Consider the following 9,770-nt stretch of genomic DNA (forward strand, 5'->3'; position numbering starts at 1 on the left):
TAGCAGTCCCATTTTTGGGGCCGCTTCGCGCCCCAACGGGAGCAAGCTCCCTCGCCACAGGTCGCAGGTTTTTCTGCTTTAGCGCTTAACTGACTGGCATTAGGGCAAGCCCCCTCCCACATTTCGCTCTATATTCCGTCAGCCCAGTGCTGCAGCGCCGACTCTCTGGGCCTTGCGACGACTGGCAACAAACAAACCCGCCAACACCACCAGCAAGCTCAGAATTCCCGTTGCGATGATTTCGACCCGGTGTGCTTCCTGGAACAGCATGATGGTCAACGTGCCGACGATAAACACCATTACTGCGTAGGTCAGGCCCGGGAACAGCCACATCTTGAAGACAATCTTCTCACCCGCCGCCGTGCGCTTCTGACGCATGCGCAATTGCGACACTGCAATCACCAGATACACCAGCAAGGCAATGGCGCCGGAACTGGCCAGCAGGAATTCAAATACCGCCGCCGGCGCCACATAGTTGGCAAAGACCGCCAGGAACGCAGCGCCGGTGGACAGCAACACCGCCCAATAAGGTGTGCCGCTTTTATTGGTGCGCTTGGCCACAGCCGGGGCATCACCACGACGGCCCAGGGAGAACAGCATGCGTGAGGCGGTGTACAGCGCCGAGTTGAGGCAGCTGGTCACGGCAACCAACACCACCAGGTCGACGATCAGCTTGGCATTCGGGATGCCCATGCGTTCGAGCACTGTCTGGTAGGAACCTACGGCAGCCAGTGTCGGATCATTCCAAGGCACCAGGGACACGACGATGAAGATCGACAAGAGATAGAACAAACCAATCCGCCAGATCACCGAGTTGGTGGCCTTGGTGATTTGCTGGCCGGGGTTCTTCGATTCCGCAGCGGCGATGGTGACGATCTCAGTGCCCATAAACGAGAACATGGTGGTCAGAATCGCCGCCAGCACCGCGCCCATGCCGTTCGGCATAAAGCCTTGGGTATCGAACAGGTGCGATACGCCGCTGACTTGGCTGGTGGGCAGAAAGCCGAAAATGGCCGCCAGGCCGAGGATGACAAAGCCCACGATCGCCACGACCTTGATCAGCGCAAACCAGAACTCGAATTCACCGTAGTTCTTCACACTGAACAGATTGGTTGCAGTCAGCAGCAAGGTAATGATCAGGGTAAAGGCCCAGATGGCAACGCCAGGGAACCACGCATGCAGAATGGTCGCCGCCGCGTTGGCTTCCAACGGAATCACCAGCACCCAGAACCACCAGTACAACCAGCCGATAGTGAAACCGGCCCAGTGACCGATCGCCCGGTCGGCGTAAGTGGAGAACGAGCCCGTGTCCGGCGACGCAACCGCCATCTCGGCCAGCATGCGCATCACCAGTACCACCAGCGTACCGGCAGCCGCATAGGCCAGCAGCACTGCCGGGCCGGCGGCGGCGATCGCGTGGCCGGAGCCGACAAACAAACCGGCACCGATAACGCCGGCAATCGACAGCATGGTGACGTGACGCGGTTTGAGCCCTTGTTCGAGGTCATTGGAGCTTTGCGTACTACTCATTGACACACCTTTACGAGGAATTGCGAAAACGGTTCGCCTGGCCTGCGGTCTTTCTCGTGAAAAGAAACCAACAGGGCGTTCTTTATTTTTTACGCAAGATTTGCGCCAAAATGTAACAACGTCGCAGTTGACGCGGGCCGTAGGACAATTCAGTAGTGACAGTAAGTCGTTGAGAACAATGGCATTCCGCTATAGCGTTACCGTGCGACTCACATTCGAAACGAACAAGCGCACCAAAAACACACATAAAAAGTGCGTGACGCTCCATAAAAGTGCTGATAAGCGCCGTTTGCCCGGTTAACCCTTCCAACACCTGCCCAAAGCTGGCACCATCGCGCCCTTTTTACGCGAAGCCCTGTTGACGCTCCGGGTTCAAACGTCTGTTCGGTTGTTGATGGCGCGACACGCCGCTGTGCCGATGCGACACCCTGCCGCAGAGCACCCGTTAACCGTCCGCAGCGCTGTTGGCTGTCATCCAAACGCTATGCTAGCTTGGCGCCTCGCCAGGAAGGCGGCCCAACAGCGAAGATCGCAACGAACACAATGAGGACCGCACATGGCCGAGGCCACGCCCGCGCTTGAAATCCGCAACTTGCATAAACGCTATGGTGAGCTGGAGGTACTCAAAGGTATCTCGCTGACCGCACGCGACGGCGATGTGATCTCGATCCTGGGTTCCTCCGGTTCCGGCAAGTCCACCTTCTTGCGCTGCATCAACCTGCTGGAAAACCCGCACCAGGGCCAGATCCTGGTGGCCGGTGAAGAGCTCAAGCTCAAGGCCGCGAAAAACGGCGAGTTGATGGCCGCCGACGGTAAGCAGATCAACCGGCTGCGCAGCGAAATCGGTTTTGTGTTTCAAAATTTTAACCTGTGGCCGCACATGAGCGTCCTCGACAACATTATCGAGGCCCCTCGCCGTGTGCTCGGCCAGAGCAAAGCCGAGGCGATAGAAGTGGCCGAGGCCTTGCTGGCCAAGGTTGGCATCGCCGACAAGCGCCACGCCTACCCGGCTCAACTGTCCGGAGGCCAGCAACAACGCGCAGCGATTGCGCGCACGTTGGCGATGCAACCCAAGGTCATTCTGTTCGATGAGCCGACTTCGGCGCTTGACCCGGAAATGGTCCAGGAAGTACTTAGTGTGATCCGCGCGCTGGCCGAAGAAGGCCGCACCATGCTGCTGGTCACCCACGAAATGGGCTTCGCCCGCCAAGTGTCCAGCGAAGTGGTGTTCCTGCACCAGGGCCTGGTCGAAGAGCAAGGATCGCCACAGCAGGTGTTTGATAACCCGCTTTCGGCGCGCTGCAAACAATTCATGTCCAGCAACCGCTAACGGAGCAACATGCATGCAGACCTATAAAAAATTCCTTCTGGCTGCGGCCGTCTCGATGGCGTTCAGCGCCACGGCCATGGCAGAAACCTTGAAGATGGGGATCGAAGCGGCTTACCCGCCCTTCAATAATAAAGACGCCAGCGGCAACGTCGTCGGTTTCGACAAGGACATCGGCGACGCCCTGTGCGCAAAGATGAAAGTCGAAAAGTGCGAAGTGTATGTGTCCGACTGGGACGGCATCATCCCGGCCCTGAACGCCAAGAAGTTCGACTTCCTGGTGTCCTCGCTGTCCATCACCGATGAGCGCAAGCAGGCTGTCGACTTTACCGACCCGTACTACTCCAACAAGCTGCAATTCATCGCGCCGAAAGCCACGACGGATTTCAAGCCCGACGCCGCCTACCTCAAAGGCAAAGTGATCGGTGCACAACGTGCGACGCTGGCCGGTACCTGGCTGGACGACCGCAACATGGAAGATGACTACAACGTCAAGGTCACGCTGTATGACACCCAGGAAAACGCCTATCTCGACCTGACGTCCGGCCGCCTCGATGGCATCCTGGCCGACAAATATGTGCAGTACGAATGGCTCAAGAGCAAAGACGGTTCGGCCTTTGAATTCAAGGGCGACCCGGTTGTAGAAAGCGACAAGATCGGTATCGCCGTACGCAAGGGCGACCCGCTGCGCGAGCGCCTGAACAAAGCCCTGGCAGAGATCAAGGCGGACGGCACCTACAAGAAGATCAACGACAAGTACTTCCCGTTCAGCATCGAATGATCTGAACGGCCTGCCCGGCGCGCTCACCTGAGCGCGTCGGCTTTCAGCAATGCCTGCCGCGATATGAAAACACCATGAATTTCGATCTCTACGGATTCGGCCCGGCCCTTGCCGCCGGCGCGCTGATGACCGTCAAACTGGCACTCACGGCTCTGTGCCTGGGGCTGATGCTGGGCCTCGCCGGCGCCTTGGCCAAGACTTCACCGTACAAGCCGTTGCAATGGCTGGGTGGTGCTTATTCGACCATCGTTCGCGGTATTCCCGAATTGCTGTGGGTGTTGTTGATTTATTTCGGCACCGTCAACCTGATGCGGGCCCTCGGGGAATTCTTTGGTAACCCCGACCTTTCCTTGAGTGCCTTTGCCGCCGGGGTCATCGCCCTGGGCCTGTGCTTTGGCGCCTACGCCACGGAAGTGTTCCGCGGCGCAATCCTCGCCATTCCTAAGGGCCACCGCGAAGCCGGTGTGGCATTGGGGCTGTCGAAATTTCGGATTTTCACGCGGCTGATCATGCCGCAGATGTGGCGCATCGCCCTGCCGGGCCTGGGCAATCTGTTCATGATTCTGATGAAAGACACCGCGTTGGTGTCAGTGATCGGCCTGGAAGAAATCATGCGCCATGCGCAAATCGGCGTGACCGTGACCAAGCAACCGTTCACCTTCTTCATGGTCGCCGCACTCATGTACCTGGGCTTGACCGTGCTGGCCATGATCGGCATGTACTTCCTGGAAAAACGCGCCGCCCGCGGCTTTGCAAGGAGCGCCCAATGAGCGGTGATTACAGCTGGCTGTCGCATTTCGACCTGGGCCTGAACTGGGCGGTGATCATCAAGTGGTTGCCTAAATTGGCCCAGGGCGCAACGCTGACGCTGGAGCTGGTGGCGATCGCCGTGATTGCCGGCCTGCTGCTGGCGATCCCACTCGGCATCGCTCGCTCGTCGCGCCGCTGGTACGTGAGCGCCCTGCCCTATGGCTATATATTCTTCTTCCGCGGCACGCCGTTGCTGGTGCAATTGTTCCTGGTCTATTACGGCCTGGCGCAGTTCGATGCGGTGCGCAACAGCTTCATGTGGCCCTACCTGCGCGATCCGTTCTGGTGCGCCACCGTCACCATGACCCTGCACACCGCCGCCTATATCGCTGAAATCCTGCGCGGCGCGATCCAGGCCATTCCTCCGGGCGAGATCGAAGCGGCTCGCGCCCTGGGCATGTCCAAACCCAAGACGCTGTTCTACATCATCCTGCCCCGCGCCTCGCGCATCGGCCTGCCGGCCTACAGCAACGAAGTGATACTGATGCTCAAGGCCAGCGCCTTGGCCAGTACCGTGACCTTGCTCGAACTGACCGGCATGGCCCGGACCATCATCGCGCGCACCTACCTGCCGGTGGAGATCTTCTTCGCGGCCGGGCTGTTCTACCTGTTGATGGCCTACGTGCTGGTGCGCGGTTTCAAACTGCTGGAGAAATGGCTGCGCGTTGATGCGTGCCAAGGACGTTGAGGCCCGCTTCCAGGCACTGGATGCGTTTCTGATCGAGTACCAAGGGCTGTGGCGACCACGGCCCTTTACCCATCTGCAATTACCCTGGGAAACCGCGCATCCCGCGTTATCGCAATGGCTGCGCCAGCGCTCGCTGGGGGACGCCGAAGCCAGTCACAATCACCCCCACCACCTGCCGGCTCCCGCGCCTTTTCCACAACTGGCCGCACAGGCGCTGCACCTCAGCGCTGTGGGTAAGTTGCCGACACACACACTCGCAGCCGCTCGCCATCGCTTGAATGTCGATGTTCCGGGTCGCAAGTGGCAACAAATCGAAGCCTTCGGCGCCGCACTGAATTTTGCCGCAACGCCCCAACACTGGCTGGACTGGTGCGCCGGCAAAGGCCACCTCGGTCGCCGCCTGCTGCAACCCGGCCAACAACTGACCTGCCTGGAATACGACCCGGCCCTGATCGCGTCAGGCAAAGCCTTGAGTGATCACCACAGCTTGCGCGTCACCCATCGGCTGCAAGACGTAATGGCAGATGTGGCGATCAGCTCCGAACACACACCCATCGCTCTGCACGCCTGCGGTGACCTCCACGTGCGTATGCTGCAACTGGCCAGCGCTGCAGGCTGCAAGCAACTGGCGCTGGCGCCATGCTGCTATAACCGCATCGACGCCGACAGCTATCAAGCGCTGTCCGCGACCGGGCGCGCGTCTGCGCTGCAACTGTCGATCGATGATCTGGGCCTACCGCTGAGCGAAACCGTCACTGCCGGCAACCGTGTCCGCCAGCAACGCGACACCTCCATGGCCCGGCGCCTGGGCTTCGACCGCTTGCAACGGCAGTTACGTGGTTGTGACGACTACCTGCCGACGCCGTCCCTGCCCGCTAAATGGCTGGATAAATCCTTCGCTGACTATTGCCGGGAGCTGGCAAACCTCAAGGGTTTATTCACAGGCGAGCAAGATTGGGTGGCGCTGGAGGCACATGGCTGGCGCCGCCTGGCCGAAGTACGGAACCTGGAGTTGGTCAGAGGCCTGTTTCGCCGCCCTCTGGAAATGTGGCTGGTGCTGGATCGGGCTTTGTTCCTGATGGAGCAAGGCTACAACGTCGAGCTAGGCAGCTTCTGTGAACCGACCCTGACGCCACGCAACTTAATGGTGCTGGCCGAGCGCGATTAGAGGGCAAAAAATCCTACAGCTACCTGTGGATAACTCTGTTGATGAATTCTTTACAGAGGCTGTAGCTATCAGCGCTACAGCCCAAAAGCAGCGCTGGTCATTTTTTGTTCATAAAATAAAACGCACACAAAACAGGCAGTTGCAGCGTGTTGAGAACAGCTCCGCAAAATCGTTTTTGAGTGGCTACGGTTACCAACCGATTGTGCATAAGCATTTGGCACAACCCGTATAAACCGCGCTTCACGCGGTTTTTTTAAGCGCCTTCAGTAGCAGACACAGCTGATTGATATCGTCACCGGCGGGCCGCTTTTTCACCTTATCCAACGGGTCGGCCGCGAAGGCCAACGCCTCATTGATTGCGATGTCGCGATGAACCTTGAGCAGGTCTCTGCCAAGCCGACGTTTGAGCGCCTCGACCATGTCCAGGCTGAAGGCATTGCTTTCATCCAGTTGGTTAATCACCACCTGCAAGGCAGGCGGGCATTGGCCTTCAAGATGCGGCGCGAGCAATGTATCCAGACGGTCCAGAGTGCCAAGGCATGAAGCGTCCGGCTGCACGACGCTCAGCACCACATCGGCGACGCGCAGCGCCTGATGCAAATACACGTTATTGCCGGCAGGAGTATCGATAATCAACGTCTGCCGCTCGCTTAAGTCCAACGCCGCCAGATGTCGCGCCAGCCAGTCCGGCTCTTGTTTGAGCCAGCGTTCCAGGTTCTCCTGCTGCTGGATATCGATATGGCCGAAGGTGATCACCTGGCAACCGGCAAAACCCGACTGCTGCAGCGAGCCCCACTGCACATGCGCCAGGCTGCTGCGCCCGATACCCGGCAATGTGGAATTGACGCCAAAGTGGCGATGCAAGGCATTCTGCGGGTCCAGATCCAGCGCCACCACCGGCTCCCCATGGCGCTGCAAACCGCTGCTCAACGCGGTAACCAGCGTGCTGCGGCCGACCCCGCCATTGATGGACACAAGCACCACGATTTTTGGACGCAACACAGGCGTCTTCAGCGGCTGGAGAGGTTGAGGGGATTCTTCAGGGACACTGCCAAAAAAGTGCATTCGCGCGTTAATGCCATTGGCATCATGGGTAACGTCCTTGCCGAACAACGCCAGGATTTCCTTCCTGAGGCTCATAGCCTGCTCCTTACGACGCAGCCCTAAGACGTGAAGTTCGGCAAGCGTGAGTACTCACCGCAGGTCTTTATAGGCGTCCTTGTTCGGGCATTCTGTGACAACAGGTATGGGGTGTCATTATTTTGATGTTTTGAACGGCGTATTTTTCGATAGACGGTAGATCGTCAATTTAATGCCCTTTCCAGGGATTTGTCCGTGCGTGCTTTCAAGCAGTGAGAAGGCGTAAAAAACACGGTGATCGCAAAAAACCGCAGTTTTGCAAAAATAGTCAGAATTCAGGGGTTTACAGAACCTTTCCAGTCGCTATAATCGTCGCCCTAACACGCCGGTATAGCTCAGTTGGTAGAGCAACTGACTTGTAATCAGTAGGTCCCGGGTTCGACTCCTGGTGCCGGCACCATTTAAAATCAAAGGCTTGCAGCGATGCAGGCCTTTGTTTTTTGCGTCGTACGTAACAAGCGACGTAACAAGCGCTATTCGAAAGGTGCTAAGCCCATGGATTGGCTGCAATTTCTATCCTCTGTCATTGGCTCTATAGCCTGGCCCAGTGCCGTTGTCGCGTTGGCGATTTTGATGCGTACGCCCCTAGGCAAACTGCTCCCGCTTATCCGAACTCTGAAATACAAAGATCTGCAGATTGATATCGGCGAGCGGCTGGAGGCTGTGAGAGAGAAAGTCGGCGCAGAAAGCGAGGCGCCGGACATCGCAACTGAGGAGCCACCGCTGACCTTCAAGAAGCTTGCTCAAGCGGACCCAAGAGCTGCAATCCTCAGCGCATGGATACCGGTGGAGATCGAACTCAATGAGATCGCGAAGAAGATGAATCTGCAGTCTCGGCGCGGCACCTTGGACATGATGCGCCAACTGTCTCGTGAAGGGGTACTTGATCGATTGACCTCCGACACTCTGGATCAACTACGACGCATCAGAAATACCGCTGTTCACGTTACAGAGGAAAGCGTCAGCTTCAACGACGCCATCCATATGGCTGAAATGTGCCTATGGGTGAATGGGCAACTGAAGCGCATCAGCGAGAGCATGCCTGCTCAAACCGCATAACTCTCTGTCCCCTCCTGCCCATCCCCAGGATAATTTCTAAAATGTGCACGGGTCAGAAAAAAGAGCAATAAAGGTAATATCGCCGTCCGAATCAAGCTGTAAGCCACGCAGCGCAAGGCTTTGAGCGGTATTCGTAAAAGGTGATATTCAAGTGATATAGAAGTAATTGTATTACTCTTTTATAAGGTGATATTCCAAAGGAACGAAACCCAATGAAACCGGGGGTTTCGCCAAATATTACCTTTCATATCACTTCATATTACCTTTCGATGTGATATCAAAACCCCAGTAAAGCCGTGGCCTCAAGCCCGTTTTCGACCCATATTGCTTTTATTACTCTTTTTGAAATGCCCACCCCACGCCTGAGAATCGCTGTCATCTTCCCAGTTTTTTTCGCGAGCCTGAATCACGTCCGGTAAGCACCGACAGACTTCAAGTGCAGTGCACCAAATTGAAACTGCCCGGGATTGCTACAGACCAAGCAAAATAGGAGCTGTAGGGGCATCTGCCTCTCCCCGCACGTAGGCAATTGCCATCTAAAAAACACCGCTCACGTTTTTGAAAACCTTGGCATCTGTACGGTTTCAAACTTTCCGCCCAATGAAACCGGGGGTTCCAGCTGGTCCCCGTTCGGGCCCGTCCGAAGCAGCGCTTTGCAACCCCGCTGCATTTCTGTTCAAAATTTTGCAATCTGTGAAATTGCCGACCGGCCGCAGAGCCCCCCGGCCCGCCTGGGCCGCAGGTTTGTTTGCACTACATCCCGCTTTGCACAAAAAAACGACGCAAACCCCGTCGGCGGGAGGGGGATAAGTGATTTCCTGGCCAATTTTTTTTAAAACGATGCATTTTCAGTAAAAATAATGATTTTGAGTTTTGTGGCCTAATGCCATAATATTAGAAGAATAACAACTTAAGAAAAATCGTCTTTAAATCTATCAAGGAATGAATATGAATCTTAACATTGGACAAATAACACTTATTGATTTAATAGGAATGCTGGAACGCAAGGAAGTAATTATTAACCGAAACTATCAAAGAGGTTCAGATATATGGCCAGCGACAGCACGCAGTTATTTTATTGACACCATACTACAGGACTTTCCTTTTCCTAAAATCTACTTATATCAAGCATTCAGCAAAGAAACCAACAAACCATACAAAGAACTCGTCGACGGACAACAAAGAGTTACAACAATACAAGACTTCTACCACAACAAGTTCGCCCTCAGCAATACTTCAAAAAAATTTAAAGGCTTGAGATTTCGAG

At 56.2% G+C, this 9,770-nt stretch carries 9 protein-coding genes and 1 tRNA gene; 8 read left to right on the plus strand and 2 right to left on the minus strand.

Annotated elements, in window-relative coordinates:
* Positions 1-138: 138 nt before the first annotated feature.
* Complete coding sequence (gene gabP / locus Q1V60_RS15510) at positions 139-1,530, minus strand: GABA permease (protein WP_300631868.1); 1,392 nt, start codon at positions 1,528-1,530, stop codon at positions 139-141.
* Between the two features lie 556 nt (positions 1,531-2,086).
* Between gabP and Q1V60_RS15515 the strand changes: the two genes are divergently transcribed.
* The 5 genes from Q1V60_RS15515 (at position 2,087) to Q1V60_RS15535 (ending at position 6,304) form a co-directional block, all read left to right on the plus strand.
* On the plus strand, positions 2,087-2,860 hold the full coding sequence (locus Q1V60_RS15515) for an ABC transporter ATP-binding protein (protein WP_300631870.1): 774 nt from the start codon (positions 2,087-2,089) through the stop codon (positions 2,858-2,860).
* 13 nt (positions 2,861-2,873) lie between these two features.
* Entirely contained in the window at positions 2,874-3,638 is a 765-nt protein-coding gene (locus tag Q1V60_RS15520; protein WP_300631872.1) for a transporter substrate-binding domain-containing protein, read from the plus strand.
* A gap of 74 nt (positions 3,639-3,712) precedes the next feature.
* Entirely contained in the window at positions 3,713-4,408 is a 696-nt protein-coding gene (locus Q1V60_RS15525; protein WP_300631875.1) for an ABC transporter permease, read from the plus strand.
* A gap of 38 nt (positions 4,409-4,446) precedes the next feature.
* The gene (locus Q1V60_RS15530) at positions 4,447-5,136 is read left to right on the plus strand and encodes an ABC transporter permease (protein WP_300631889.1); all 690 of its coding nucleotides are present in this window, start codon (positions 4,447-4,449) and stop codon (positions 5,134-5,136) included.
* A complete protein-coding gene (locus tag Q1V60_RS15535; protein WP_300631878.1) occupies positions 5,117-6,304 on the plus strand; it encodes a methyltransferase in 1,188 nt (395 codons plus the stop codon). The genes Q1V60_RS15530 and Q1V60_RS15535 overlap by 20 nt, the downstream gene beginning before the upstream one ends.
* Before the next feature lie 240 nt (positions 6,305-6,544).
* Here the strand turns inward: Q1V60_RS15535 and bcsQ are convergent, their stop codons facing one another.
* Positions 6,545-7,444: a cellulose biosynthesis protein BcsQ gene (bcsQ, locus tag Q1V60_RS15540; protein WP_300631881.1), complete on the minus strand. Its 900-nt coding sequence runs from the start codon at positions 7,442-7,444 to the stop codon at positions 6,545-6,547.
* A 324-nt stretch (positions 7,445-7,768) separates the two neighbouring features.
* Here bcsQ and Q1V60_RS15545 point away from each other — a divergent pair.
* The 3 genes from Q1V60_RS15545 to Q1V60_RS15555 form a co-directional block, all read left to right on the plus strand.
* Positions 7,769-7,844: transfer RNA gene (locus Q1V60_RS15545), tRNA-Thr, on the plus strand.
* Between the two features lie 95 nt (positions 7,845-7,939).
* Positions 7,940-8,503, plus strand: coding sequence for a hypothetical protein (locus Q1V60_RS15550; RefSeq protein WP_300631884.1), 564 nt, complete (start codon positions 7,940-7,942; stop codon positions 8,501-8,503).
* Between the two features lie 948 nt (positions 8,504-9,451).
* The coding region (locus Q1V60_RS15555; protein ID WP_300631886.1) for a DUF262 domain-containing protein at positions 9,452-9,770 on the plus strand (319 nt) is incomplete at its 3' end.

It is taken from the genome of Pseudomonas sp., assembly GCF_030147005.1.
Taxonomy (GTDB): Bacteria; Pseudomonadota; Gammaproteobacteria; order Pseudomonadales; family Pseudomonadaceae; genus Aquipseudomonas.

Bases quoted from the DNA above. Each gene is read 5' to 3' on its own strand.
- Q1V60_RS15525 (WP_300631875.1), top strand. From the start codon at position 3,713: ATGAATTTCGATCTCTACGGATTCGGCCCGGCCCTTGCCGCCGGCGCG.
- Q1V60_RS15550 (WP_300631884.1), top strand. From the start codon at position 7,940: ATGGATTGGCTGCAATTTCTATCCTCTGTCATTGGCTCTATAGCCTGG.
- Q1V60_RS15515 (WP_300631870.1), top strand. From the start codon at position 2,087: ATGGCCGAGGCCACGCCCGCGCTTGAAATCCGCAACTTGCATAAACGC.
- Q1V60_RS15535 (WP_300631878.1), top strand. From the start codon at position 5,117: ATGCGTGCCAAGGACGTTGAGGCCCGCTTCCAGGCACTGGATGCGTTT.
- Q1V60_RS15520 (WP_300631872.1), top strand. From the start codon at position 2,874: ATGCAGACCTATAAAAAATTCCTTCTGGCTGCGGCCGTCTCGATGGCG.
- bcsQ (WP_300631881.1), bottom strand. From the start codon at position 7,444: ATGAGCCTCAGGAAGGAAATCCTGGCGTTGTTCGGCAAGGACGTTACC.
- gabP (WP_300631868.1), bottom strand. From the start codon at position 1,530: ATGAGTAGTACGCAAAGCTCCAATGACCTCGAACAAGGGCTCAAACCG.